24 protein-coding genes, 2 tRNA genes and 1 pseudogene are annotated in these 26,003 nt (G+C 60.1%); 20 read left to right on the forward strand and 7 right to left on the reverse strand.

Annotated elements, in window-relative coordinates; genetic code table 11:
- The 15 genes and pseudogenes from QZS13_RS04320 to QZS13_RS04385 all read left to right on the forward strand — a co-directional run.
- Nucleotides 1-1,463 (forward strand): DHHA1 domain-containing protein (locus QZS13_RS04320; protein ID WP_295585938.1); only part of this gene is annotated, 1,463 nt, incomplete at its 5' end.
- Complete coding sequence (locus QZS13_RS04325; RefSeq protein ID WP_295585940.1) at nucleotides 1,460-3,673, forward strand: bifunctional (p)ppGpp synthetase/guanosine-3',5'-bis(diphosphate) 3'-pyrophosphohydrolase; 2,214 nt, start codon at nucleotides 1,460-1,462, stop codon at nucleotides 3,671-3,673. The genes QZS13_RS04320 and QZS13_RS04325, both read left to right, overlap by 4 nt.
- Nucleotides 3,674-4,068: 395 nt before the next feature.
- On the forward strand, nucleotides 4,069-4,512 hold the full coding sequence (dtd, locus tag QZS13_RS04330; RefSeq protein WP_295585943.1) for a D-aminoacyl-tRNA deacylase: 444 nt from the start codon (nucleotides 4,069-4,071) through the stop codon (nucleotides 4,510-4,512).
- Between the two features lie 24 nt (nucleotides 4,513-4,536).
- Nucleotides 4,537-5,154 carry an MBL fold metallo-hydrolase gene (locus QZS13_RS04335; RefSeq protein WP_295585946.1) on the forward strand — a complete coding sequence of 206 codons (618 nt, stop codon included), beginning with the start codon at nucleotides 4,537-4,539 and terminating at the stop codon, nucleotides 5,152-5,154.
- A gap of 6 nt (nucleotides 5,155-5,160) precedes the next feature.
- Entirely contained in the window at nucleotides 5,161-6,642 is a 1,482-nt protein-coding gene (gene hemZ / locus QZS13_RS04340) for a coproporphyrinogen dehydrogenase HemZ (RefSeq protein ID WP_295585949.1), read from the forward strand.
- A 1-nt stretch (nucleotide 6,643) separates the two neighbouring features.
- A complete protein-coding gene (locus QZS13_RS04345) occupies nucleotides 6,644-7,579 on the forward strand; it encodes a uridine kinase (protein WP_295585952.1) in 936 nt (311 codons plus the stop codon).
- A 68-nt stretch (nucleotides 7,580-7,647) separates the two neighbouring features.
- A complete protein-coding gene (locus tag QZS13_RS04350; RefSeq protein WP_295585955.1) occupies nucleotides 7,648-8,007 on the forward strand; it encodes a hypothetical protein in 360 nt (119 codons plus the stop codon).
- A 139-nt stretch (nucleotides 8,008-8,146) separates the two neighbouring features.
- Entirely contained in the window at nucleotides 8,147-9,763 is a 1,617-nt protein-coding gene (locus QZS13_RS04355; RefSeq protein ID WP_295585958.1) for a polysaccharide biosynthesis protein, read from the forward strand.
- Between the two features lie 59 nt (nucleotides 9,764-9,822).
- Nucleotides 9,823-10,629: a nucleoside triphosphate pyrophosphohydrolase gene (gene mazG, locus QZS13_RS04360; RefSeq protein ID WP_295585961.1), complete on the forward strand. Its 807-nt coding sequence runs from the start codon at nucleotides 9,823-9,825 to the stop codon at nucleotides 10,627-10,629.
- A gap of 56 nt (nucleotides 10,630-10,685) precedes the next feature.
- Nucleotides 10,686-10,961: an HU family DNA-binding protein gene (locus QZS13_RS04365; protein WP_295585964.1), complete on the forward strand. Its 276-nt coding sequence runs from the start codon at nucleotides 10,686-10,688 to the stop codon at nucleotides 10,959-10,961.
- Between the two features lie 83 nt (nucleotides 10,962-11,044).
- A complete protein-coding gene (locus QZS13_RS04370; RefSeq protein WP_295585967.1) occupies nucleotides 11,045-11,290 on the forward strand; it encodes an RNA-binding S4 domain-containing protein in 246 nt (81 codons plus the stop codon).
- 48 nt (nucleotides 11,291-11,338) lie between these two features.
- Nucleotides 11,339-11,620 carry a YabP/YqfC family sporulation protein gene (locus QZS13_RS04375; RefSeq protein ID WP_295585970.1) on the forward strand — a complete coding sequence of 94 codons (282 nt, stop codon included), beginning with the start codon at nucleotides 11,339-11,341 and terminating at the stop codon, nucleotides 11,618-11,620.
- A gap of 6 nt (nucleotides 11,621-11,626) precedes the next feature.
- Nucleotides 11,627-11,878: pseudogene (gene yabQ / locus QZS13_RS10185) on the forward strand (spore cortex biosynthesis protein YabQ); the annotation flags it as partial.
- A gap of 211 nt (nucleotides 11,879-12,089) precedes the next feature.
- Nucleotides 12,090-12,386 (forward strand): septum formation initiator family protein, encoded by a 297-nt coding sequence (locus QZS13_RS04380; protein WP_295585973.1) that lies wholly within the window; start codon nucleotides 12,090-12,092, stop codon nucleotides 12,384-12,386.
- A gap of 115 nt (nucleotides 12,387-12,501) precedes the next feature.
- Entirely contained in the window at nucleotides 12,502-13,008 is a 507-nt protein-coding gene (locus QZS13_RS04385) for a S1 RNA-binding domain-containing protein (protein ID WP_295585976.1), read from the forward strand.
- Between the two features lie 251 nt (nucleotides 13,009-13,259).
- On the opposite strand, the gene mnmA is transcribed toward QZS13_RS04385, so the two are convergent.
- Together mnmA and QZS13_RS04395 are read right to left on the reverse strand one after the other, a co-directional pair.
- Entirely contained in the window at nucleotides 13,260-14,321 is a 1,062-nt protein-coding gene (mnmA, locus tag QZS13_RS04390; RefSeq protein WP_295585979.1) for a tRNA 2-thiouridine(34) synthase MnmA, read from the reverse strand.
- Nucleotides 14,322-14,404: 83 nt separating this feature from the next.
- A complete protein-coding gene (locus QZS13_RS04395) occupies nucleotides 14,405-15,217 on the reverse strand; it encodes a sensor histidine kinase KdpD (RefSeq protein WP_295585983.1) in 813 nt (270 codons plus the stop codon).
- Between the two features lie 318 nt (nucleotides 15,218-15,535).
- On the opposite strand from QZS13_RS04395, the gene gap reads away from it, so the two are divergent.
- Nucleotides 15,536-16,558: a type I glyceraldehyde-3-phosphate dehydrogenase gene (gene gap, locus QZS13_RS04400; protein ID WP_295585986.1), complete on the forward strand. Its 1,023-nt coding sequence runs from the start codon at nucleotides 15,536-15,538 to the stop codon at nucleotides 16,556-16,558.
- Between the two features lie 49 nt (nucleotides 16,559-16,607).
- Here gap and QZS13_RS04405 read toward each other — a convergent pair whose 3' ends face one another.
- Nucleotides 16,608-17,186, reverse strand: coding sequence for a PIN domain-containing protein (locus QZS13_RS04405; RefSeq protein WP_295585989.1), 579 nt, complete (start codon nucleotides 17,184-17,186; stop codon nucleotides 16,608-16,610).
- 134 nt (nucleotides 17,187-17,320) lie between these two features.
- Complete coding sequence (gene raiA / locus QZS13_RS04410; RefSeq protein ID WP_295585992.1) at nucleotides 17,321-17,869, reverse strand: ribosome hibernation-promoting factor, HPF/YfiA family; 549 nt, start codon at nucleotides 17,867-17,869, stop codon at nucleotides 17,321-17,323.
- 348 nt (nucleotides 17,870-18,217) lie between these two features.
- Between raiA and QZS13_RS04415 the strand changes: the two genes are divergently transcribed.
- The 3 genes from QZS13_RS04415 (at nucleotide 18,218) to QZS13_RS04425 (ending at nucleotide 19,594) form a co-directional block, all read left to right on the forward strand.
- A tRNA-Leu gene (locus tag QZS13_RS04415) sits at nucleotides 18,218-18,303 on the forward strand.
- Between the two features lie 13 nt (nucleotides 18,304-18,316).
- Nucleotides 18,317-18,392, forward strand: a tRNA-Met gene (locus QZS13_RS04420).
- Nucleotides 18,393-19,213: 821 nt separating this feature from the next.
- Nucleotides 19,214-19,594 (forward strand): hypothetical protein, encoded by a 381-nt coding sequence (locus QZS13_RS04425; protein WP_295585995.1) that lies wholly within the window; start codon nucleotides 19,214-19,216, stop codon nucleotides 19,592-19,594.
- A gap of 137 nt (nucleotides 19,595-19,731) precedes the next feature.
- On the opposite strand, the gene QZS13_RS04430 is transcribed toward QZS13_RS04425, so the two are convergent.
- From QZS13_RS04430 to QZS13_RS04440, 3 genes are read right to left on the reverse strand one after another with little or no spacing between them, the layout of a single operon-like run.
- Nucleotides 19,732-20,592: a 3-hydroxyacyl-CoA dehydrogenase family protein gene (locus tag QZS13_RS04430; protein WP_295585998.1), complete on the reverse strand. Its 861-nt coding sequence runs from the start codon at nucleotides 20,590-20,592 to the stop codon at nucleotides 19,732-19,734.
- Between the two features lie 17 nt (nucleotides 20,593-20,609).
- The gene (locus QZS13_RS04435; RefSeq protein ID WP_295586001.1) at nucleotides 20,610-21,818 is read right to left on the reverse strand and encodes a thiolase family protein; all 1,209 of its coding nucleotides are present in this window, start codon (nucleotides 21,816-21,818) and stop codon (nucleotides 20,610-20,612) included.
- A gap of 26 nt (nucleotides 21,819-21,844) precedes the next feature.
- A complete protein-coding gene (locus QZS13_RS04440; protein ID WP_295586004.1) occupies nucleotides 21,845-22,615 on the reverse strand; it encodes an enoyl-CoA hydratase/isomerase family protein in 771 nt (256 codons plus the stop codon).
- A gap of 150 nt (nucleotides 22,616-22,765) precedes the next feature.
- On the opposite strand from QZS13_RS04440, the gene QZS13_RS04445 reads away from it, so the two are divergent.
- The gene (locus tag QZS13_RS04445; RefSeq protein ID WP_295586007.1) at nucleotides 22,766-25,966 is read left to right on the forward strand and encodes a BTAD domain-containing putative transcriptional regulator; all 3,201 of its coding nucleotides are present in this window, start codon (nucleotides 22,766-22,768) and stop codon (nucleotides 25,964-25,966) included.
- Nucleotides 25,967-26,003 lie beyond the last annotated feature (37 nt).

Genomic DNA, 26,003 nt, shown 5'->3' on the forward strand with positions numbered 1-26,003 from the left:
AGGACGCCCTGTTCGCCCGGTACTGCACCCTGGCTGCCATCGGCACCATCGCCGATGTCATGCGGATGGAGGGGGAAAACCGGACCATCGTCTCCTGCGGACTGGAGGCTCTGCCCCACACGGACTTTGTGGGCGTCCACGCCCTTTTGAAAGAAGCCGGGCTTCTGGGCAAACCCATCACCTCCATCCAGATCGGCTTTGTTCTCTCTCCCCGCATCAACGCTGCCGGACGCATGGGCGCAGCAGACCTGGCCGCGGACCTTTTGGAGACTTCCGACCCGGCCCGGGCGGAAGCGCTGGCCAAGGAGCTGTGCGATCTGAACCGGGAGCGGCAGGCAGTGGAACAGGCCATCTGCGCCGACGCCGTGGAGAAAATCGGCCATCTGCCCAGTGAAGAGCGCAGCGCGCTGGTCCTCTCCAGCGAACACTGGCACCAGGGCGTGGTGGGGATCGTCGCCTCCCGCCTGAGTGAAAAATATGCCTGTCCCAGCTTCATGATCCATCTCAAGGACGGCACCGGCAAGGGCTCGTGCCGCTCCTACGGAGGCTTCAACCTCTTTGCCGCCCTGGAGTCCTGTGCAGATCTTTTGGACGGCTTCGGCGGCCACGAGCTGGCGGCGGGCTTCACCATCCCGGAGGAGAACATTGACGCTTTCCGCCAGCGGATGAACCGGTATGTCCGCTCCGTCTCCGGCGGCGAGGTGCCCGTCAGCTGTCTGGACATTGACGCGGCTGTGTCCTGCCCCTCGGAGATGACCCTGCAGGAGGTGGAGCACCTGAGCTTCCTGGAGCCCTATGGTGCCGGGAATCCCCGGCCCACCCTGGCACTGCTGGGGGCCACGGTGGACTCCATCCAGTCCGTGGGACAGGGCCGGCACCTGAAGCTGCGGCTCTCCAAGGGCACCTGCCGGTTTGACGCCATCTTTTTCTCGGTGACGGAGGCGGAGTGCGGCATCTGCGCCGGCAGCCGGGTGGACGCGGCCTTTTATCTCCAGGCCAACACCTTCCGGGGCAACACCACGCTGCAACTGCAGCTCATCGACATCCGTCCCTCCCTGACTCCCAGCCGCCACGAGGCCTCCGACCTGGAACTATTGAACCGGCTCACCGACGGCGGTCCCATTACCGCCCAGGAGACCGCCCGGCTCAGCGCCTCCCGGGACCAGTTCGGCGCGTTCTGGGTTGCGCTGGAGCGGCGGCTGCGCCAGGGCAAGCTTGCGGCAGACCGTCTGCCCTTTCTGCGGCAGCTGGCCGCCCAGGCCGGCGGTTCGGAGAGCTTCCTGCGGGCAGGCCTTGCCCTGCGGGTCTTTGCCGAGCGGGGCCTTTTGTCCCTGGCTGATTCCGGCGGTACCGTGACGCTCTCCCTCAACCCCATTCAGGGAAAGGTGGACTTAAACGCCTGTCCCTACCTCATGCGGCTGCACGGCTGTGCCGCCGCGCGGAACGGAGGCGATGGTCTGTGACCATTTTGGAACAATACGAGAATCTGGAAAAAACCGTCCGGGCCTATAACCCGTCGGCGGACTTTGCCCATATTCGGGCGGCCTTCGAGTTTGCCAACAAGGCCCACGAAAACCAAAAGCGGAAAAGCGGGGAACCCTATATCATCCACCCCCTGGCCGTGGCCCAGATCGTGGCGGAAGAGCTGCGGCTGGACTCGGAGTCCATCGAGGCGGCTTTGCTCCACGACGTGATCGAGGATACCCCCGCCACCCACGAAGACATCGCCAAGCTCTTTTCTCCCACCATCGCCGACCTGGTGGAAGGCGTCAGCAAGCTGACCCGGATCCAGTACGCCACCAAGGAAGACGAGCAGATGGAGAACCTCAGGAAAATGCTCATCGCCATGAGCAAGGATATCCGGGTCATTCTCATCAAGATCTCCGACCGGCTCCACAACATGCGTACCATGGAGTACCAGTCTCCCGCCAAGCAGAAGCAAAAGTCCCTGGAGACCATGGAGATCTACGCCCCCATCTCTCACCGGCTGGGCATGCAGCGCATCAAGTGGGAGCTGGAGGATCTGTCTTTAAAGTACCTGGACCCGGTGGGCTATGAGGAGATCGTCTCCAAGCTGGGCGCCAAGCAGCGGGAATACGAGGACTTCATGCAGCGCACCCAGATCCAGATCGACGATCGGCTCACGGAGCTTGGCATCGAGCACATCGTCTACGGCCGCATGAAGCACCCCTACTCCATCTACCGTAAGATGTTCAACCAGAACAAGTCCCTGGACGAGATTTTCGATCTGTTCGCCTTCCGGGTGATCGTGGAAAACGTGGGGGACTGCTACAATGTACTGGGCGTCATCCACGATATCTACAAGCCCATTCTGGGCCGCTTCAAGGACTATATCGGCACGCCCAAGCCCAACGGCTACCAGTCATTGCACACCACGGTCATGGGCACCGACGGCATCCCCTTCGAGGTGCAGATCCGCACCAAGGCCATGCACGAGATCGCCGAATACGGCGTGGCCGCCCACTGGAAGTATAAGCAAGGGGGCCAGGGCGCCGGCACCGAGGGAAAGTACGAGTGGGTGCGCCGCCTGCTGGAAAACCAGGAGGGTGCCGACGCCGAGGAGTATATCCATTCGCTGAAGGTGGATATGTTTGCCGACGAGGTCTTCGTGTTCACCCCTAACGGCGACGTGCAGAATCTGCCCGCCGGCGCCACCCCCATTGACTTCGCCTATGCCATCCACTCCGCCGTGGGCAACCACATGGTAGGCGCCAAGGTCAATAACCGCATTGTCACCTTCGACCACGTGCTTAAAAACGGTGACATTGTGGAGATCCTCACCTCCAAATCCGCCAAGGGTCCCAGCCGGGACTGGATGAACATTGCCAAGTCCAGCGAGGCCCGCAGCAAGATTCGCCAGTGGTTCAAAAAGGAGCGCCGGGACGAGAACATCGTCAACGGCCGCTCCGCCTTCGAGGCCGAGCTCAAGCACTGCGGCATCGCCATGCGGGATGTGCTGGCGGCGGACACCCTGCCGGTTTTGCTGAAGAAGGTGTCCTATCCCACTCTGGACGACATGTACGCCGCCATCGGCTACGGCGGCTTCACCGCCCAGAAGGCGGTCAGCCGTATGCAGGGCGAGCTCAACCGCATTGCCCGTCAGCACCAGGCGGAGCAGGCCGCCCTGGAGGCCGAGGCCAAGTCTGCCCGGCCCGAGGAGCCCAAGCCCGCCGCTCCCAAGCAGGTCAAAAGCGAGCAGGGGATCATTGTCGAGGGGCTGGACAACTGCCTGGTGAAGTTCTCCAAGTGCTGTACCCCAGTGCCCGGCGACGAGATCATCGGCTTTATCACCCGGGGCTACGGCGTATCCGTCCATCGGGCGGACTGCCCCAACGCCTCGCCCGCCAAGCGGGCCCAGCCGGGGCAGGAGGGCCGGTGGATTCATGTCTCCTGGGGCAAGAACACCAATGAGAGCTATCCCACCACCCTGGAAGTGGTGTGCAAGGACCGGCAGGGCCTGCTGCTGGATATCTCTGCGGCCCTGTCCACCACCAACACCTTTGTGCTGGGCATCCAGTCCCGCAGCACGGAGGATCAGTTTGCCATTTTCCGGCTGGAAGTCCGCATCCGGGACAGTAAGCAGCTCTCCGCCCTTATGCGCCGGCTCAACCAGATCTCCGGCGTGCTGAAAGTGAACCGGCCCGCGGGCTGACGGCGTCGCAAGCTCTGGATCGCTCCCTTTGCCCTCTGGGGCAAAGGTCTCTCCCGCCGCTGCTCCGCCGTTTCCTCCGCAAACGCTTTGCTGGTTTGCGTTCGGAGAAGAACGGGAGAACGATTCGAAGGGGGACCAGTCCCCCCTCGAACTCCCCCCACCCCAGTGACATCGGTCACTGGGGTGCGCGCCCCCGGCGCGCAGGTCCCGGTATGTTCGCCACGTACACGCCGCGGCGAACATCCTCCGCAAACGCTTCGCTGGTTTGCGTTCGGAGAAGAACGCCGGGTTGGTCGCAAGCTCTGGATCGCTCCCTTTGCCCTCCGGGGCAAAGGGAGACGGCTTTTCCCCATCTTCGCGCCTGTCCGGCGCCACACTGAAAGGAGTTTTTTCCTATGCGCGCAGTTGTCACCCGCGTTGACCACGCCTCTGTGACCATCGGCGGCCGCGTCAACGGCCAGATCGGCCGGGGCTTTCTCGTCTTGCTGGGCGTTGGTCCCCACGACACCGAAGAGACCGCCCGGCGCCTGGCAGACAAAATCTGCAACCTGCGGATTTTTGAAGATGAAAACGAGAAGATGAACCTGAATCTGGAGCAGGTAGGCGGAAGCCTGCTGGTGGTATCCCAGTTCACGCTGTACGCCGACACCTCCTCCCGCCGTCCGGGCTTTTCCGGTGCGGCCAAACCGGACCTCGCCATTCCCCTGTACGAGACGTTCATGGACCACTGCCGCAGCCGGGGCTTCACCGTCGAGCACGGGGAGTTCGGCGCCAAAATGGAGGTGGACTCCCTGAACCACGGTCCGGTCACCATTCTCTTCGACACGGATCAGACCTGATATTTTCTTGCTTCGGAGGCATCTATGAACATCCAGACCTTACAGGTTGGCCCCATCGGCACCAATTGCTACATTCTCAGCGACCCGCCGTCCGGCGTTTGCGCCGTCATTGATCCGGGCGGGGACGCCCCCCGGGTGGCCGCTGCCGTGAAAGAGAGCGGCTGCACCCCCTGTGCCATTCTCCTCACCCACGGCCACTACGACCACACCGGCGCTGTGGCGGCACTGCGGCAGCAGTGGCCGGGCATCCCCGTCTACCTGAGCCACCTGGACCAGGCGGGGGACAACCCCTATCTGCGGGAGCTGTTTCCGCCGGTGGAGGGCGCCGCGGACTATGACGAGGGCGACACGGTGTCCGTGGGCGGACTGACTGTGAACGTGCTGGCCACCCCCGGCCACTCCGAGGGCAGTGTGACGCTGCGCTGCGGCGACGTTCTCTTCTGCGGGGACACCCTCTTTGCCGGCTCCTGCGGCCGTGCGGACTTCCCCGGCGGCAGCATGAAAAAGATGCTCGCCTCCCTGCGCCGTCTGGGCCGCCTGGAGGGAGATCTGGCCGTGTATCCCGGCCACATGGAACCCTCCACTCTGGAGCGGGAGCGCATGTACAATCCCTATCTCCAGCAGGCCATGCAGATGGAGTGAGATGCCATGAAGCTTGAATTGCGGGGCAACGACGAGCGCTATATCGTCGAGCAGAGCCTTTTGAACCTGTTTCCCGGGGAAAAGCCCGTCTACGAGCCCATTACGCCGGAGGACGAGTCCTGGGCAGTGGTTTCACTGCACGAGGAGCCGGACCGGTGCCGTGTAACGGTGGAACTGTGCTTTGACGGCAAGACGGCGCCCTACAGCCTGGACGCCTCCCTCACCGGCACGGACTTTGAGCGGGAGGGGCAGCGCCGCCACGCCATCGCCCGGTGCTTTTTCCTGGCAGCCCGTGCCGTCACCGGCGTCACGCCTCCCTGGGGTATGCTCACCGGCGTGCGGCCCGACAAGCCCGTCACCTGGGCCCTGGAACAGGGGAAGACTCCCGATGAGGCCCGTGCCATGCTGGAAGAGGAATACTTCGTCACGCCGGAGCGGGCGGCTTTGGCCGCCGAGACCGGCGCGGTGGCGGCAAGCGCCGCCCGGGGCCTTGGAAAGCGGGACATTGCCGTATACGTAGGCATCCCCTTTTGTCCCACCCGCTGCGCTTACTGCTCTTTTGTGAGTCAATCGGTGGAAAAGAGCTTTTCTCTGGTGGAGCCCTATGTGGACGCCCTCATCGCCGAGATCCGTGCCGGCGGTGAGATGGTGCGCCGGGCGGGACTGCGGGTGCGTGCCTTTTACATGGGCGGCGGTACGCCCACTACGCTGACCGCGGACCAGATGGACCGGGTGCTCTCCGCCTTTGAAGAATCCTTTGACCGCACCGGGTGCGATGAGATTACCGTGGAGGCCGGCCGGCCCGACACCATCACCGCCGAGAAGCTCTCCGTCCTGAAAGCCCACGGGGTGGATCGGGTATCCGTGAATCCTCAGACCATGGAGGACCACGTGCTGCGGGCCATCGGCCGCCGCCACACTGCCGCGGAGCTGACGGAGGCCATGGCCCTGGTGAATTCCTTCGGCTTCGCCCATGTGAATATGGACCTGATTGCGGGGCTTCCCGAGGACACGCCGGAGGGCTTCCGGCGCTCTTTGGACCAGTGCCTGGCCTTCGGCACGGACAACATCACCGTCCACACCCTGTCCCTCAAAAAGGGCAGCCGCATTTTGCTGGAGGGGCTGAAGGTGCCCGCGCCGGAGGACGTGGCCGCCATGCTGGACTACGCCGCGCCCACGCTCCGCGCCGCCGGTTTTGCCCCCTACTACCTCTACCGGCAAAAGTACATGTCCGGCAGTTTTGAAAACATCGGCTGGTGCCGCAGCGGTGCCGAATGCCTGTACAACATCTACATTATGTCGGAGCTGTGCTCCATTTTGTCCTTCGGCGCCGGCGGTTCCACCAAGATGGTGGAACCGGGCACCAATCACATCCAGCGGGCCTTCAACCTCAAGTACCCCAAGGAATACACGGAGCGCCCGGAAAAGTGTCTGGATAACCAGGCCGCCTTTGCCGCGTTTTACGAATCTTTGAAAGGAGCATTGTGACATGCCGTATTCCCTGTCCCAGATCAACGAGGCCATCCGCTCAGACCCCAAGGGCTTTGCCGACGAATGCGACGCCGCCTTTGCCCAGAAAGTCACCATGGCCGCCGAGAAGATCGCCCGGCACCGTTCCGAGTCCCACGTGATTCTGCTCTCCGGCCCCTCCGGCTCCGGCAAGACCACCACCGCGCTGAAGATCGAAGAGCAGCTGGACAAGATGGGCATCGTGACCCACACCGTGTCCATGGACAACTATTTCAACACCATCGACCCGGAGACGGCCCCCCGGAACCGGGAGGGGAACATCGACTACGAGTCCCCCTTCTGCCTGGACATCGAGCTTTTGAACCGGCACTTTGCCATGCTGGACCGGGGCGAGACCATTCATGTGCCCAAGTACGAGTTCTCCCGTCAGATGCGCTCGGATATTCTGTCCCAGCCCCTGCACCTGGGTCCCGATGAGCTGGCCATCTTCGAGGGCATCCACGCCCTCAACGACATTATCGTGGGCAAGAACCCCCACGCCTTCAAGCTCTACATCGCCGCCCGCAGCAACCTGGTGGACGACGAGGGGAAGGTGGTGTTTCAGCACGCCTGGCTGCGGCTTTGCCGCCGGATTGTCCGGGACTTCAAGTTCCGGGGCAGCGACGCCGCCTTTACCCTGAAGATGTGGCCCAACGTGCAGCGGGGCGAAAAGCTGTATATTTCGCCCTACAAGGAAAACGCGGATCTCATGTTTGACTCGTCCCTGGCCTTTGAGTTTGCGGTGCTCAAGCCCTTCGTGGTGCCCCTGCTGGAGAAAATCCCCGTGGGCAAATACGCGGTGGTGGACGACATGCTCGCCGCTTTCCGGCGCATTGAGCCCATGGATGAGAGCTGCGTGGCGCCGGATTCCCTGGCCCGGGAGTTTATCGGCGGCAGCACCTACGACAATCACTGAGCGTTTCAGCCGGGCTGCGCCCCGTTCACTTCCGGGCGGCATGCCGCCCCTGGTCAGGAGGTCTTTTTATGAACGAAACCCTGAACCGTCTTTTCTCCAAGGCCCGCCGCACCGGCGGAGCCATCGCCTACGGCGCCGGAAAGCAGGCCGCCGCGGCCACCGACCGGGTCCGGCGGGGTGCCCGTCTGGTGCGGCTGCGCGCGTCCGTCCACAGCCGGCTGCAGACGGTGGGCCAGATGCTCTACGACACCCACTCCGGCCATCCCGCCGACTCCGAGCAGCTCTTGGACCAGCTGCGCCGGATCGACACGCTCAATGACGAGATTGCCCGCTGCCGGGGCACCTCGTCTCCCCGGCGGTGCCGCACCTGCGGTGCCGCCGCCCATCCCGGCGACCGCTACTGCCGTCAGTGCGGGCAAAAGCTCTGAGGATTGCTCCCCTGCGGCCTCCCGCACACAAGCGCAGTGCCCCGGCATCCGTCTTATGGGTGCGGGCATGTTTTTTCCCCTCCGGCCATACCCTTGGGTATGACCCGCCATCTTTGAATCAATTTGAGGTAATCGCTTCATGTCAAAAAACGAAAAAAAGCCGTCCTTCCTGGGCGGCGCCGCCGTGCTGGCCGCGGCTGTAGCCATTGTCAAAGTCATCGGCGCCATCTACAAGATTCCCCTGGGCAACATCATCGGCGACGAGGGCAAAGCCCACTTCACCGTGGCCTACAACATCTACAACCTGCTTTTGACCATCTCCACCGCCGGTCTGCCCCTGGCCATCTCCAAGCTCACCAGCGAGGCCCACGCTCTGGGCCGGGAGAATGAAAAGCGCAAGCTCTTCCGCACCGCCATCTGGCTGTTCTTCGGCCTGGGACTGGTCTTCTCCCTGGTGATGTTCTTCGGCTCGGCACAGCTGGCCGCCTTTATGAACGACTCCCTGGCCTTCTGGTCCATCCGGGCCCTGGCGCCGGCGGTATTCTGCGTGTGCCTGCTGGCCTGCATGCGAGGCTATACCCAGGGCCAGGGGAACATGACCCCCACCGCCGTCAGCCAGATTCTGGAGGCACTGTGCAAGCTGGGCTTCGGACTGTCTCTGGCCTGGTACTTCCTGCAGATCGGCCAGGGCGTGGAGATGGCTGCCGCCGGCGCCATTCTGGGCGTGACCATCGGCACCGTCATGTCCATGCTGTTTTTGATCTTCTACCTGGTGACCCACCGGGACAACACCAAGTCCCTGGACGTGCCGGAGAGCAGCGGCACACTCATGAAGAAGGTGCTGCTCATCGGCGTGCCCATCACGCTGAGCAACTCCGCCATGAGCATCATTACCCTGATTGATTCCAAAATCGTACTGGGTCGGCTGGAGTCCATCTCCGCTCTGCTGCCCGAAACACCCACCGCCCTCTACGGCCAGTACACCTTCGGCATGGACCTCATTAACCTGCCGCCCTCCTTCGTCTATCCCGTGACCATGAGCCTGATTCCCTTTGCTGCGGCGGCCATGGCCCGCAAGGACAGCGCCGGAGCCAACCGCATCATCTCCTCCGCCTTCCGGCTCATTGCCATTTTGGCCATTCCGGCCGGCGTGGGATTGAGCGTGCTCTCCGGCCCCATTCTGCGCATGCTCTATCCGGCCCAGCCGGAGGCCGCCGCGGCCGCCGGTCCCCACCTGCAGGTGCTGGGCATTGCCTGCATCTTCATCTGCCTCATGACGCTGACCAACGCCATCTTGCAGTCCTACGGCCATGAGCGCATCCCCATCTGCACCATGATCGCCGGCGGCGTCACCAAGATCGTCATGAACTACGTCCTGGTGGGCAATCCGGACATCAACATCCACGGCGCTCCCATCTCCACGCTGTGCTGCTACCTGGTCATCTGCGGGCTGAACCTGCTGTTCGTGTGGAAATACTCCCCCGAAAAGCCCAAGTACGTCCAGCTGTTTGCCAAGCCCGTGGTGGCCTCCGTCCTCATGGGCGTCATGGCCTGGGCAGGCTACGGGCTGACCATGCGGGTGCTCACCGGCGGGGAATACGCCTACGGCGCCAGCGCCCTGGCCACCGTGGTGGGCATCGGCGCCGGCGTGGTAGTCTACGCCGTGCTGGTGGTGGCGCTGGGTATTTTGCGGGCCGAGGACCTGGAGTCCGTTCCCAAGGGCCGGAAACTTATTAAACTTCTGCACTTGAAATAATCTTTTCCGGGATTTTCCCCCGGTTTACCGTTGAATTTTCTTGCAATGGGAGATAATGTATGGTAGATTTTCAATGTAAGAAACGCTATGACTATCAGGACTTTCTGACGGTCATGCGCCTTTTGCGCGGTCCCGGGGGCTGCCCCTGGGACGCTGAGCAGACCCATCAGTCCATCCGCCGGAATTTCCTGGAGGAGACGTACGAGGTCATCGACGCGCTGGACAAGGACAGTGCGCCGGACATGTGCGAGGAGCTAGGGGACGTTTTCATGCAGGTGGTGTTCCACGCCATCATGGAGGAGGAGCGGGGACGCTTTACCATGGACGACGTGGTGGACGGCGTCACCAAAAAAATGATCTACCGCCACCCCCATGTGTTCGGCGGGTCCATGACGGCCGACACCAGCGAGCAGGTGCTCACCAACTGGGAGGTTCTCAAGCGGGAGGAGAAGGGACAAGCCTCCACCTCCGACGCCATCGAGGCTGTGCCCCACACGCTGCCGGCCCTGTGGCGGGCGGAAAAGGTCCAGAAGAAAACCGCCAAGGCCGGTTTTGACTGGCCGGACGCCCTCTCCGCGCTGGACAAGCTGGAAGAGGAGGTCCGGGAGCTGCGCTCCGCCCTGGAGCGCGGCGGCAGTCCGGACGAGCCCCACGGCGTCCGGGAAGAGCTGGGGGATGCGCTGTTCATGGCCGCCAAGGTGGGCCAGATGTGCGCCGTGGACCCGGAGGACGCCCTGCACCGGGCCTGCGACAAATTTGACCGCCGCTTCCGCTATGTGGAGCAGCATGCAGACCGGCCTCTGGTCCAGTGCCCCCAGGAGACGCTGGTGAAGCTGTGGCAGGAAGCTAAAGAGAACGAGTCTTAAACGCGTACCCGCGTTGAGAAATAAAAACGAACTGCAATACTAGGAGGATATGTTCCATGAACAAGGCTGAACTCATCAACGCTGTCGCCGAAAAGGCGGACGTTTCCAAAAAGGACGCCGAGGCTGTAATCTCCGCCACTCTGGAGACCATCACCGCCGCGCTGAAGGAAGGCGACAAGGTCCAGCTGGTGGGCTTTGGTTCCTTTGAGGTGAAAAAGCGCGCCGCCCGTATGGGCCGCAACCCCAAGACCAAGGAGTCCATTGAGATTCCCGCCTCCGTCGTGCCCGTGTTCAAGGCCGGCAAGGCGCTCAAGGACAGCGTCGGTCAGTAAGGAAACCATACCGCACAAAATCGGGTAAGCAGGCTGCCGGCGCAAATGTGCCGGCAGCCTTTCTCTTCCCGGAAGGAGGATTTATGCGCCTGGACAAATATCTGAAGGTCTCCCGCCTCATCAAGCGGCGCACCGTGGCCAACGAGGCCTGCGACAACGGACTCATTACCGTCAACGGCAAGGCCGCCCGGGCCAGCTATGACGTGAAGGTGGGCGACCGGATTTCCCTGCGGTTCGGTCAGCGGACGCTGACGGTGGAAGTGCTGTCCGTACAGGAGACCGTGAAGCAAGCCGACGCAGGCACGCTGTACCGGGAGATCGCCCAGTAATATTTCCCGCCCTCCGCCCATATCATGGGGCAGGGGAGGGACGAGGAAATGAACGACTACAACACCATGCCCGCCGCGGGCCACCATTTGGAGCTGGAGGGCCGGGAGAAGCTCACTGTCTCCGGTGTGGAGGACGTGGAGCGCTTTGACGAAACCGGCATTGTCATGACGACATCCGCCGGCACCCTGGTGGTCACCGGCGATCAGCTGCACATCGGAAAGCTCTCCCTGGAGGGCGGGGAGCTCCACGTGGAGGGCCGGATCGACTCCATCTCCTACGAAGACGGCCCTCAGGTCCAGGGCGGCTTTTTCCGCCGGCTTCTGGGGTAGGCGCCTATGGAGATCCACATCTCCCAGCAGCTGGCCCTCTTCGGCCAGTCGGTGCTCCTGGGCGCCGGCGCCGCCGTGCTCTACGACCTGCTGCGGGCACTGCGGATGCATCTGCCCCGCACCACCGCCCTTTTGGACGGCCTGTACTGTCTGTGCATGGGAACGGGGCTGTTCCTCTTCACGCTGCGGCGGGCCGCCGGACTGCTGCGGGGATATGTGCTGCTGGGAGCCCTGGGCGGTGCCGTGCTCTACTTTTGCCTGCTGTCGGCACTGCTGCGGCCCGTGTGGGCCTTTTGGGTTGACACCCTGGCCTTTTTGGCGCACCTGCTGGCATTTCCTCTGATTTGGGCGAAAATTTTTTGCAAAAAAATCGCCGTTCGGGGAAAAAATGTCTTTTATTTTGCTTGGAAATGCTATACAATAAGGAAAACTGGATGCAAATCGTCCGCAGAGAGGGGAGTGGGCCATCATGGCAAGGCAGCAAAAGCGGCGCCGCGCGCGGGCAAGTCTCGTGACCAAAATCCTGGTGGTGGCCCTGCTGGGCGGAATCGGCTGGCAGCTCCATACGCTGCAGGGCCAGTTGGAAAGCGCGCAGGAACAGCGGGACGCGCTCAAAGCCCAGGTGGAGACCCAGCAGCAGGAGAACGACGCCCTCTCCGCAGACATCGCCGAGGGCAACACCCAGGAGAAAATGGAGGACATGGCCCGCCATGAGCTGGGTCTGGTCTATCCGAATGAGCGTGTGTTTTCAGATATCAGCAACTGACCGGTGCCGGGCGACGAGGGAGCTTTGCTCCCCCGCTTGCGCCAGCGCCGGTTTATTTTAACGCCGCGGTCCCGCGGGCCGCGGAAAATTACCGGAAGGAGAAACAACATACCATATGGAGCCTCAGGTTGGGAGCATTGTGGAAGGCAAGGTGACCTCCATCACCAAATTCGGCGCGTTTGTGGCCCTGGACAATGGGAAGTCCGGTTTGGTCCACATTTCGGAGATCGCCAACAGCTTTGTCAACGACGTACATGACTTTTTGCAGGAGGGGCAGACCGTCAAGGTTCTGGTCCTCTCCACGGAAAACGGAAAGATCAATCTTTCCATCAAGAAAACGCTGCCGCAGCAGGAGCGCCCGGCGCAGCGCGGACGCAGTACCGGCGGCCCCCGGCCCGGCGGTTCCCACTTCGGCGGCAGCGCTCATTCCAGCGGCGGTGCGCCCCGGCCTGCCCAGCAGTCCCGGCCCGCATTTTCCCGCCAGCAGTCCACACTGCCCCCGTCGGCAGATCAGTCCTTTGAGGACAAGCTCAAGCAGTTTCTCTCCTCTTCGGAGGGGAAGATGGCCGATCTGAACCGCAGCATTGACGGCAAGCGGGGCGGCGGCCGCAGACGCAGATAAAAAAGCCAGGAGAGACGCAGGTCTCTCCTGGTTTTTTTGTGCCTGTTTTTTTCTTCTTCCGTGCACGTTTCCGTGCAATTTTTCGCTCCCGGACGCATATACTGGCAGGGAACCAATTGCGAAGGAGGAAAAAATATGGTTGAACAGGCAGTACGATATGACGTGGACGATCTGATTTATCAGGATATCTGGCTCATCAGCGAGCGATGATGAAGTCCCGGGCGCCGCAAATGCGGCGCCCGTTTTGCGTCTTAGCAGATGATCCCGCCGCCCACCACGGCCTCGCCGTCGTAAAATACCGCCGCCTGTCCGGCGGTGACGGCCCGCTGGGGCTCCCGGAACTCCGCCCGAACCTTTCCGCCGGGCAGGGGATAGAGCACCGCCTCCGCCTCACGCTGGCTGTACCGGGTCTTGGCAGTAACCGCCATGGGCTCCGTCAGCTCCGGCACGGAGATCCAGTTCATCCGCTCCGCCGTCAGCGTCCGGGTATAGAGGGCACTGTCCGGTCCCAGCACCACATCGCCGGTAGCAAGGTCTTTGCGCAGCACATACAGCGGTGCCGGCGCGCTGACGCCCAGTCCCTTGCGCTGTCCGGCAGTATACCGCTCCAGTCCCCGGTGGGGTCCCAGCACCCGGCCGGACTCGTCTACAAAATTCCCCGGACGCAGCGTCACACCCTGCCGCTCCAAAAAGGCGGCATAGTCCCCGTCCGGCACGAAGCAAATGTCCTGGCTGTCGGGCTTCCGGGCGTTTTCCAGGCCATGCTCCGCTGCCAGGGCCCGAATCTCGCTCTTTTCGTATTCTCCCACCGGCAGCACCAGGCGGGAGAGCTGGCTCTGGGTCAGCTGGAAGAGAAAATAGCTCTGGTCCTTCCGCCGGTCCAGTCCCCGCAGCAGCAGCCAGCGGCCTTTTTCCTCATCGTACTCCACCCGGGCATAGTGGCCGGTGGCCATGGCGTCCATGCCGTTTTCCAGGGCCCAGTCCAGCAGGGCGCCGAATTTGATCTCCCGGTTGCAGTCCACACAGGGGTTGGGAGTCCGGCCCCGGACGTACTCCTGGGTAAAGTGCGCCATCACCGTATCCCGGAACAGCGCACACAGGTCCAGCACCGTGTGCTCCACGCCCATGGATGCAGCCACCTTCCGGGCCACATCGATATCGTCTCCGGAGCCGCATACGCCGGGCCGGTCGTCTCCCCGGCGCAATCGCAGCGTTACCGCCCGGACGTCATATCCTCTCTCACGCAGCAGCAGTGCCGCCACAGCGCTGTCCACGCCGCCGCTCATGGCGAGGCAAATCTTCTTGGGTGACATTGAGTGGTTCCTCCTTCGTGGTTTCGCTCTCTATTGTACCCGATTTTCAGGCAAAAGGAAAGCGGGGGACATTCCCCCGTCTTTCACGCCTGATTCCGCAGCAAAAACGCCCTGGCCGGCAGCGCGTCCGCCAGATACAAAAGTGTACGGTTGAAGCCGCCGGAGTAGTCCAGCGGAATGTCGCTGACCGATCCGCTCTCCGCCCGACGGTCCGGCAGCGACACGGTAAAGCGGCTGCCCTGCCCCTGGCGGGACTGGGCCATGATGCTGCCGCCGTGCCCCTGGGCAATGGCCCGGCACAGTGCCAGTCCCAACCCCAGACCGTGGGGACGGGGGTCCATGAGACTCTCGTGGAGGCACCGGTCAAACAGCGTCTCCAGACGCTCCGGCTCCATGCCACGGCCCGTATCCTCCACCGATAGGAGCACATGTCCCTCCGCCGTCCGCAATTCCACGGTGACCGTCCCGCCGGCGGGTGTGAACTTGAAAGCGTTGGACAAAAGCTGATACAAAAGGCGCTCGATCTCCCGGGGAGACACTGCACACACATGGTGTTCCATGGGACAGACAAATCGCAGGGTCAGTCCCAGTTCCGCTGCCAGCGGCTCCGCCCGACGGCAGATTTCCTCCGTCAGCTCTACCAGGTCCGTGTCCTTCAGGGAAAACACGGTCCGGCCGCTCAGCATTGCCGCGTCCGAGAGGTTGTTCACCAATCGCAGCAGCTGATAATAACTCTGGTCCAGCAGCGCAGCCTTGGCATCCAGCTCCGGGTCCTGCTCCCGCCGCTGGGGAGGCGCCAGCTGGGCAGCCGCCAGATGCAGCGTGCTCAGGGCATTGCGCAGCTGGGCAGCAAGGTTGGGAAACAACCTGGAAAGTTCTTCAAAATCCTGTTCCATGAGGTCTCCTTTCCGATGCGAAGAGCACCGAGTGGTAGCATTTGCACACCATGGCCTCCAAAACCGTGGAAAAGCCTGGCTGCGTTACCTCAAGCATAGCAAACCGCCGCCGCAAAAACAAGAATTTTGTCGAATCTTGTCGAAAACCTGATACGCAGACATGTTCGATTCTGTTTTTAGACAACCTGTCCCATATATTTACGCAAAATGCGGCGCAATTTTACGTAAATAACAAGGAAATTTTTTGTCCGGTATGGTACAATGAGACATCGCTGCCTGCAAGGCGGCATTACCAAAGAAAACGGGAGGCAAGACGGCATGGCAATCAAGGTAGGCATCAATGGCTTCGGCCGCATCGGCCGGGTGGCACTGCGGATTATGGTGGAGCGGGGCAGCAGCAGCTACCAGCTCTGCGGCATCAATCTGCGCAACGCGGATCTGGACTACATGGTCTATCAGGTGAAGTACGATTCCGTATTCAAGACGTTCCAGGGCACCGTGGAGCGGGACGAGCGGCATCTGATCGTCAACGGCAAAAAGATCCGGGTGTACAGCGAGAGCGACGCAGCTCTGATCCCCTGGGATGACTGCGGCGCAGAATATATCATTGAGTCCACCGGCGCCTATACCACCACAGAGCAGGCCTCCGTTCACCTGCGGGGCGGTGCCCGGAAAGTCATTCTCTCCGCCCCCGCCAAGGACGACGTAACCCCCACCTTCGTCATGGGCGTCAACCACCGGACCTACACGCCGGACATGGACGTGGTCTCCAACGCCTCCTGCACCACCAACTGCCTGGCCCCCATGACCAAGGTGATCCATGACACCTTCGGCATCCGCCAAGCCCTCATGTCCACCATTCACGCCGCCACTGCCAAGCAGAAGGCTGTGGACGCCCGGGCAGGGCGGGACTGGCGCACCGGCCGCAGCGTTCTGGGCAACATCATCCCCTCCACCACCGGCGCCGCCAAGGCAGTGGGACGGGTGATTCCGGAGCTGAAGGGCCGCATGACGGGCATGAGTTTCCGGGTGCCCACCAACGACGTCTCCGTGGTGGATCTGACCGCCCGGCTGATCCAGCCGGCCACCTACCACGACGTGTGCGTAGCCATGGAAAACGCCGCCCGCAACTCCATGAAGGGCATCATTACCTGCACCCGGGATCAGGTGGTGTCCTCCGACCTGACGGGCTTTTCCGAAACGTGCATCTTTGACGAAACCGCCGGCATCATGCTGGATGACGACTTTGTCAAGCTCATTGCCTGGTACGACAACGAGTGGGGCTACACCAACAAAATCCTGGATCTGATGGCCCACATGTACGCCGTGGACCACGCCTGAACGCAAAAAAGCCGCCGCGCCAATCGGCGCGGCGGCTTTTCCTGTTCGGTTATTCAGTGGACTTTTCTCCGCCCCGCTTGCGGCGGCCGCCCCGGCGGGAGCGGACGGGCTTGGGCTGCTTCTCCGGCTCCGCAGGCTTTTGGAACAGCTCCTGCAGATGGGTAAACAGCGCCTCTCCCTGGGCCTGGCCATACTCCCGGATCAGGCCCTCGTGCAGCTCCTGCACGCTGGCGGCCCGGCGCAGGAAGGCCAGGTGGAGGCAAGACTCGATGGACGGCCGCAATGCCACCTCCTGGAACGCGTCGGCATAACGGGCCCGCAGGGCGTCGATGGAGGCGGCATAGCCCTTGTCCTGACTGATCACATAGGCGTAGTCGGCCTCCTGCTTGCCCACCAGCACCCCCAGCTCCGTGATGATCTGAAAGTCGATGGAATTCTTGCCGCCCCGGACGCTCTCCACATACTGCACGTCCGCCTGTGTGCCCTCGCACAGCTTCTGGATCTTACTCAAGGCCAGACCGCTTTTCTGATAGAACACCAGCACCGCGTCCTCCTTGCAGAGCATGTCGATGCCCTTGAGTCCAGTACCGATGTTGTTGTCACCGTCTACTAAAAAAATCATTTTCATGCAAATAGTTCTTTCTTTCCCTTTATTTTCTCGCTTTTTACAGCAAATGTAAGTTCAGTATACCAGCTTTCCATAAAAAGCGCAAGGGCGGCAAAAGGAAAGAGGGCGGCCTGGCCGCCCTCTTCTCGGGATCTTCATTCCTCTTCGTCGGTCACGATCAATCCGTAGCCGCCGTTTTTACGCTGGTAGACGATGCACAGGCTGTCATCCTCGCTGTTGCGGAAGACGAAGAAGTTGTGGTCCAGCAGGTTCATCTGCAAAATGGCCTCTTCGGCGCTCATGGGCTTTACGGCAAAGCGCTTGGTCCGGACGATGTTGAACTCCTTTTCCTCGGCTACCTCAAAATCATCGGCAGGTGCAGGGGGCGGGAAGCCCTCGGTGCGCAGCCGCTTGGCAAGGCGCGTTTTGTTCTTCAGGATCTGGCGCTCGATATAGCCCACCGCAGCGTCAATGGCGCCGCGCATATCTCCGTCCGGTGCCTGGGTCTGGGCCCGGAGCAACGTTCCGCCATCCCGGATGGTAATCTCCACCGTGCACAGGTGATCTTTCTCCACGGAAAACGTTACGAAAGCCGTGGTATCATTCTCCCGGAAATACCGCTCCAGCTTGGAGATCTTTTTCTCGGCGTATTCCTTGATGGAATTGTTCAGGGAGACTTTCTTGCAGGCGTAGGTATACTTCATCGAGATCGCTCCTTTCGTGTGGAAGAGAGGGCTGCCTCTCTTTGGTACAGTATAACACACACATTTGTCTTTGGGAAGAGGAAAGCCGGAGATTTACAAAATGTTCAACCGACGCCTTCCGGCAAAAGAAGACCGCTCTCCCCAAAAGCTCCTATTTACACGGCTGTCCCCGGGTGCTATCATACTTTTGGAAGCTTTCCAATATCCCACCCGCTTGGGCCGCCCGTCGCCGCGCGTCGAGCGGCTCTTTTTTACCCGGGCCGGGGACGAACTTTGTCGAAAACTTTTTTTCGTAAACTCTTGACAGTTCCGGGGATAATGTGGTATTCTATTCATTGCCGAAAAGCTGCCGGTGTGGTGGAATGGTAGACACAGGAGACTTAAAATCTCCCGGCAGCGATGCTGTACCGGTTCGAGTCCGGTCACCGGCACCATTTTGGTTAATATCGCGGAGTAGAGCAGTTGGTAGCTCGTCGGGCTCATAACCCGGAGGTCGCAGGTTCGAGTCCTGTCTCCGCAACCATAAAACCGCTGATTTCTTACGAAATCAGCGGTTTTATTTTTTTTAGTTCTGAAAATCAACTTGTGATGCAATTGCCTTTTCCGGCATGATGCGTGTGATACAGCTTTTCAAAGGTCCTTTGATGCCAAACAAGACAGGCCATTTTCACATGCTGTGCAGCGCATATTTTGCGCGTTTCCATATAAATACAACATTAAATTTCCTGTAATGGGATAATTGAGGTTATCTGCCCGAAAAAGCAAAAACACAAGGTAAATATCCTGGCTTTGGTGCTGCATTGCTGACGGTTGAAATCGGAGTGGCAAAGTATTTCTGCGGTCTCCAGAGGGCGGCAGGTGCATTGCGGAACTGCGCGTATACCCCAATGGGGCTTTGGCCAAGGCGGCCCCTGGTACATGGGCTGGGAACAGCAGGCTTTATCATGTGGAGCTCCCAGAAGTGCCATGCAGTCTGGAAGACAACCTGCGGCTGACGATTGCCTACCGGACTGCTCAGGATATAGATATGAAGTTACAGTTGGCCGTTGGGAGATCACCTCCGATGGGGACGTCCAAAAAAGCCTGAACGAAGGACATTGACCCGGCTTTAACCTGGCCGCAGAAAGCCGGAAAAACGACTCAAAAGTTTTTAGCTCGTATCGTCTCCCATAGATCAGCTCCCTAGAGTCTTTGATTTTCCTGGCACAGCAGTAAGATGGCAAAGAAATTGCAAAGAAAACGCAAAGGCCTATGGATATAATAAAGAATATAAAAGTAGCTACTGTGCGACTTGGTCCGGGTCATCGTCTGCAGCGCGAACGAAACGTTTGGGAGGTATGTTCAATGGTCAATTTGGATTGCTGGTTGCCGGAAAAAGAGATGTTCGGCAGATTTTCTGTAGAAACGATCTGTGCAAAGCGGGAGCAGTTGGAAGTTGTCGTGTCCAACGAGGTCTTTCGATTTACGATTCACTTCCCCGGCGGTGTAAGTACGTATTGTGTGATGACCGCAGAGCAGGCACAGGGGCGATTGACTACTCTCCGGGCTGATCACGAGGTCTATATGCGGGGGAACACGTTTTTCAAGCTCAGCGGCAGCCCCTGCGAAGCAGAATACAGCCGGCCGGGGGATACACACTATCTGATTGCCTCCTCGAATTATGTGGTTGATATTTTTGCTGGTACACAGCCGACCGTGCAGTTGGCTCAGGCCAAGAAGGGCTGACGTCTTTCCGCAAAAGCCCTCTCTGCGCTTTCAGGCTCTTTTTCATGGAACTGATCTAAAAAGCACACCGGCCATACGGCCGGTGTGCTTTTTGGATTGCGGAACAGCGGGACAATGATACCACCCCCGCCGGAACCTCACTTTTTCTCATAGGTATAGAAACCCTCGCCGCTTTTACGGCCCAGCAGACCGGAGTCAACAAATCGCTGAAGCACCGGGCTGGGGCGGAAACGGTCACCGTAGGCGTCAAAGAGGATCTGATCCACGCTGATGTTGAGATCATGGCCCAACTGGTCCAGCAGCTTGCAAATGCCAATCGGATGGCCCAAGCCGTAAACGCAGATCTTGTCAATATCCTCCGGGGTGGCAACGCCCTCTTCGATCAGGCGCAGCGCCTCGCCGTAGAAACAATGGAACAGTCTGTTCAGTGCAAAGCCCGTAACATCCTTCACGCGCACCGGCTCTTTTTCAATGGAGAGCAGCAACTCGGTCGCCATATCCGCGGTCTCATCGGAGGTCAACAGGCCTGGGATCACCTCCACCAGTTTCATCACACTGGCAGGGGAGTTGAAGTGCATACCCAAAAACCGGGGCGCCCGTTCACGGCTGACCGAAGCCGCCAGCTTGGAAATGGAGATGCTGGAGGTGTTGGAGGCAAGAATGGTCTCCGGCTTGCAGATGGCGTCCAGCTTGCGGAACGTATCTGCCTTGATCTCCAGTTTTTCCAGAACCGCCTCAATGACGAAATCGCAGTCCGCCATCTGGTCCAGATCCACCGTGGGCGTTACGCGGGCCAGAATGTCCGCTTTCTGCTCTTCGCTCATGCGTCCCTTGGCCACCTGCTTGGAAAGGATCGCCTCCTGCTTGCGCTTTCCACCCTCCGCAAATTCCTGTTTGATGTCGGCCAAGATCACATTCATGCCGCTGCGGGCAAAGCACAGGGCAATTTCGGAGCCCATCATGCCCGCACCTACAACACCGATCTTTTTCATGCTCATATTCATTCTTTCCTTTCTCAGATGCAGTTTTCCACAATAATGGCCATTCCCTGACCGCCGCCGATGCACAGGCTCTCCAGCCCATAGCGCACATTCCGGCGCTTCATCTCATAAATGAGGGTAGTCAACAGGCGCGTGCCGCTGTTTGCCAGCGCATGACCGTGGGCGATGGCGCCGCCGTTGACGTTCACACGCTTGTACATCTCCGTTCCCATATCCATGCCAAGCTCTTTCAAGCAACCCAGAGACTGGGCGGCAAAGGCCTCGTTCAGTTCAATCAAATCCATGTCCTCCAGCTGCAAATCGACCTTTTTCAGGACCTTGCGGATGGCGGGGACCGGTCCCAGACCCATATAGCGGGGGTCCACACCGGCACTGGATGTGGCCAAAATCCGCACCAGCGGCTTCAGGCCAAGCTCCAGGGCTTTCTCCTCACTCATGACCACTACGGCGGACGCGCCGTCGTTCATACCGGAGGAGTTGCCTGCAGTCACGATTCCGTCCGGCTTGAATGCGGGCTTCAGCTTGGCCAGGGACTCCATGGTCGTATCTGGCTTGGGGTGTTCATCGGTGTCGAAAACAAACGAATGCTTTCGGTCCTTTACCTCATAGGGGAAGATCTCCTCTTTGAATTTTCCGGCATCCTGAGCTGCCTTGGTCTTGCGCTGACTGTCCACAGCGAACGCATCCAGCTCCTCGCGGGTCATATGATAGCGCTCAGCAACGTTTTCTGCCGTGATGCCCATGTTTGTGCCGGGGTACTTTTCCTGGGGCTGAACAATGGTCACACCGTGGGAAAATGTATCGTACAGAGGCTTGTCCCCCAGACGCAGAGGCTGAAAGCGGGCCGTAGGAGGAAGATAATACGTCATTCTGGACATAACCTCCACGCCGCCTGCCACGATAATATCCGCTTCTCCCGCGGCGATCTCATAGCAGGCGCTCTGCACGGCCTGCAGGGAAGAAGCACACTGCCGGTCCACCGTATAGGCAGGCGTCTCTTCCGGTACGCCCGCCATCAGGGCGGCGCAGCGGGAGACGTTGGGGGTATAGCCATACACATCTCCGAAAATCACCTGGTCGATCTGATCCAAAGTGATCCCGCCCCGCTTGGCAGCTTCCTGGATGGCGGCGGCGCCCAGGTCCTGCGCCTCCACCGTCTTCAGGCTTCCCAGATAGGCGCCTACGGCAGTACGGGCGGCGCCGGTAATCACAATATTTTTCATAGGTATCAGCTCCTTTTGTTTTTCGGTCATTGACCGGTGAATACAGGCTTACGTTTTTCCATGAAGGCCGCCATGCCCTCTTTTTGATCGTGGTGATTGAACAGCTCGGCCCACAGCTCGCCTTCGTGATTGCAGGCGCTGTCAAATTCCGGGTGGCCGATGCCATACTCGATGGCCGCCTTGGCAGCAGCCAGGGAAAGGCTGCTGCGGGTGCAGAGCTTCGCCGCCCACTGGTTTGCCGTTTGGAGCAGGTCCTCCGGTTCCACCGCCACGTTTGCCAGACCAATCCGCTCCGCTTCGGCCCCGTCCACGACCCGGCTGAGATAGATCATCTCCTTGGCCTTGCTCTCTCCCACCAGCCTGGGCAGCAAGACCGTACCCCCGGCGCCGGGGATGATGCCCAGGTTCAGCTCCGTCAGCCCCAATTTGGCAGTTTTTGAGACGATGCGGAAGTCACAGCGCAGCGCCAGCTCCAGCCCGCCGCCAAATGCATATCCATCCACAACGGCAATCGTCGGAATGGGGAGCGCCTGGATTTTGTTGTATGTGGGGGTAAACAAAAAGGCCCGTGCGCCCGCCTCATCGCAGCGTGCCATGTCCTTGATGTCCGCTCCGGCCGCAAAATTCTTTTCGCTGTAAAACAGCAGGACGCGGATGCCGGGGTCCTGCCGAACCTCATCCACCAGGACATCCATTTCATCCACAATGGACCGGGACAGTGCATTGAGGGCCTCCGGCCGCAGCACCTTGATGAAAGCGGTCTCTCCGTTCCGTTCCAGCACAATTTGCTTTGCCATGTTCTGCTCCTTTCCGCAGTGGGATTTTTTCAATTCCATGATACAAAGGAGCACTTTAGAAAAGCTTTTTTGAATCTTTGAAAAATCTTTGTTTTCATAGAAACTACTTAGTGTTATACTAAAAAAAAGCCGCGCAGGGAGGAAACGCAAATGGAATTGGAGCAATTGGGGCTCGGGCTTTCAAAACCGCGCTATGAAGCGGAGCGATCCTTTATACGGCAGTGGCTGGCGTCTGCGCCGGATCTGACGCTGCTCGCGCTGGAGGTCCCCACCCTGACAGATCTGGCACGGGAAGCCTCTGTTTTCCTGCGGGAGCAGGGCCTGTGCCTGTCCTTTCGGATGGGCAGCGGAGACGATGCAGACTGTCAGCGGCTTTGCAGGGCGCTTTGGAAGCTCTGGGCCAAGGAGCCCGCCCCGCAGACACCCACCGTTTGGGATCTGATGGACCGGCAACCGGAAAAAGACTGTTTTCTGCTGGTGTCCCAGGCAGAACAGCTGACCTGCGATATGCCGTTGGGAGAATTTCTGTTGGATCTGCTTTCCCACTGCAGCCCCATGCTGCATGTCGTCATGATGGCCGAGTATGCAATCCCCCTCCTTTCCCAGGCGGAGGATCTGCCCCGCCTGGCAGCCGCAGTGACACCCGGTGCGTTGGTGCAGGACACCGGGGCCATAACTGCTGTTTTGCAGGAGGCCTACCCAGGTCTGTCCGAGCTTGATTGCCAATCCGTCTGCCAGCACTGCGGTGGATGGATCTCCGCGCTGGATGCAGCAGTTGCAAATCTTACTGCACAGCAGGAGCAGCGGACCGACGCCGCATCTGACGAACCGACCTGCTTTGCCCCCGAGGTCAGCGCTCTGCTGGAACAGTGGGTATCCTTCTGGCCGGAGACATACCTGTCCTGTCTAGAACGGCTCTGTGTCTGTCGGGAAGCCCCGGAGAAGCTGGCAGAGCGCCTGGCAGGGGAAGCCTTCAGCACGCTGCTCCTCCTGGCGCAGACGGGCTTTCCTCTGCGCGCCTGCGGTGCCCCGGAGCCCACATACACGCTCAACCCCGTATTCCAGACGTGGCTGTATCATCGGACCGGGCAAACAAGAGGGCGGGGCTTTTTGCTGGAACAGCATAAAATCGCCGCGGAATATCACTTGGAAACGGAAAACTGGCCCGAGGTGTTCCGCCACCAGCTCAGCCGCGGATACGTTGAAGAAGCGGCCAAAGTCATGCGGTACCTGGCTTTTTCTGATCTGGACCCGACGCAGCTGGAGGCGTACAGGAGCCTGCTGCGCAAACAGCAGCCGGCCGCAATGGACCGGCTGCCCTGGGTACAGTTCGGATATGCCATCGCAGTGAAGTACCGTTATCCCAATATCGCATTTCGGTGTCTGGACCGTGCACTGGAGTTGTTCGAAGCTGCGGAAGATCATGTGGGTATCGTGCTGGTATGCTGCCAGAAAATCAGCCTTGGCTTTTTTGCCACCGAGCAGAAGAGCATGCTGGAGGAGGCCCTGCGGATCCTGACGGAAAACTCGTTTGATATCGATCAGCTGGATCCTATTCTGGATGGATACCGCAAAGTTTTTACCGCCTATGCCCTGCTTCAGCAGGGGAACACAGGCAGCCAAACGATCGATCTGCTGGAGCAGGCCCGCGAAAGCGCCATTATCCGCAACGACAGGAACCTTCGTCTTTGGGCCTGCTTTGTGCTGATTCTTGCCTACAAGCAGGATATCCGCTATACAGCCGGCCTGTCCGCAGTGCTGAATGAGGCCATGGAGCTTGCCGAATCTCACCATGTACAGAAATCCTTAAAAATGTGCCTTTACCAAACGGTGGCCTTTTTGTGCTTTGTGGAAGGTGGCCGCTATGGAGAGGCCTGCAGCTGCTGCGAAAAGGCCATCCGAATCGCCGACGCCATTGAAGCCACGGGCTACAGCGTCTATATCAATATGATCCACGCATACGCGCTGGACTGCCTGGGACGTTATGCAAAGGCCGAACAGGTGATTCTGGATACCGCCCGCAAAAGCAACAGCATTCTGAACGTCCGCAACGAACATCTCCTGGCATACTATTTCATTGGCCAGAGCTATCACTATTTTTCAAAAGGAGACTGGGGGCTGGCGCTGGACACGGCGGAAAAAGCCGTCAGGTACGCGGTCCGCTCCGGACGGACGTCCTACCTGGCAAGGAGTCTGCTGGCCCTGGGGAACATCCTGGCAGAGCACGATCTCTGCGACCGGGCCCAAGCGCTTGCCTGCCAGTGTCTGGATCTGTGCGCCCAGCAGGAGAAATATCGGTTTTATTCCATATCCGCCCGGTTTCTGCAGGCCCAGGTTCTGAAAAAGCAGAATCGCTGCGGAGATTTTGAAGAAGTCATGGCCGCGTTGGCGGAGGAGAGCAAAAACGCCGGGATCTTTCATTACAACTTTGCAAAGCCCTCCGTGATCTCCGGCCTGTGTCAGGGATATACACCGCCGGAACAACATCGTCGGTTCTTTATGCAGCTGCAATCCTGCAACACGGTGCGCACGCACTCCGGCGAGGCGCCCATATTGACGCAAATTCGGGCAACTACTCCTTTGGAGGTCTGCATTTTAGGACCGCTTCAGGTTTTTTCCGACGGACAGAGACTGGATGCCTGCGCTTCCGCCAGAGCGGGACAACTGCTGCGTCTGCTGGCACTGGACGGCAGCCCGCTGAGCGTGCACAAGCTGTTGGAGGCAATCTGGCCCGAATGGGATGAAAAGGCCGCAATGAACAGCTTTTATTTTACGCTGTATCAGCTGCGCAGCTATTTGAATATGAAGGACGCCATTTTGTACCGGCGCAGTCAGTGCAGCCTCAATCCCGCCCTGGTGACCGTCGACGCCGTGCTGTTCCGGGAGCTCATCCAGAGTGCGCGGCAATATCTGCGCGCGGACAATCTGTATGCCGCCAGCCGCTATTACGATCAGGCGCTGGTGCTGTGTCGCGGCCCTGTCCTGGACGGAGACGATTTGCCGGAGGACTTTGTTCTCCAGCAAGAGGACCTAGAGCGCAATATGTACGCAGCCATGCGGGAATACGGCTCAGTCTGCCTGCGTCAGCACATGGCGGACAAGGCTGAGCGAATCCTGAGCCGGGCGATGCAGAACACATTTGCAGATGAGGGAGCCGCCCGTCTGCTCATGCTGGCCCAATATCTGTCCGGCAACAAAAGCGGGGCGCTCTCCACCTATGAGCGCCTGTGCAGGCTGTTGCAAACAGAGCTGGGTGTGGAGCCCCACCGCCTCACCAACAGCCTCATCGATCGCATCCGCCGCAACCAGGAGGTCACCGACCTTTTTCAGGAGGCGCAGAGCCTGTTTTAATCAAAAAAGAACGCGCATCGGCTGTACGCCGATGCGC

The organism is uncultured Oscillibacter sp. (genome assembly GCF_900546705.1).
Lineage (GTDB): Bacteria > Bacillota > Clostridia > Oscillospirales > Oscillospiraceae > Oscillibacter.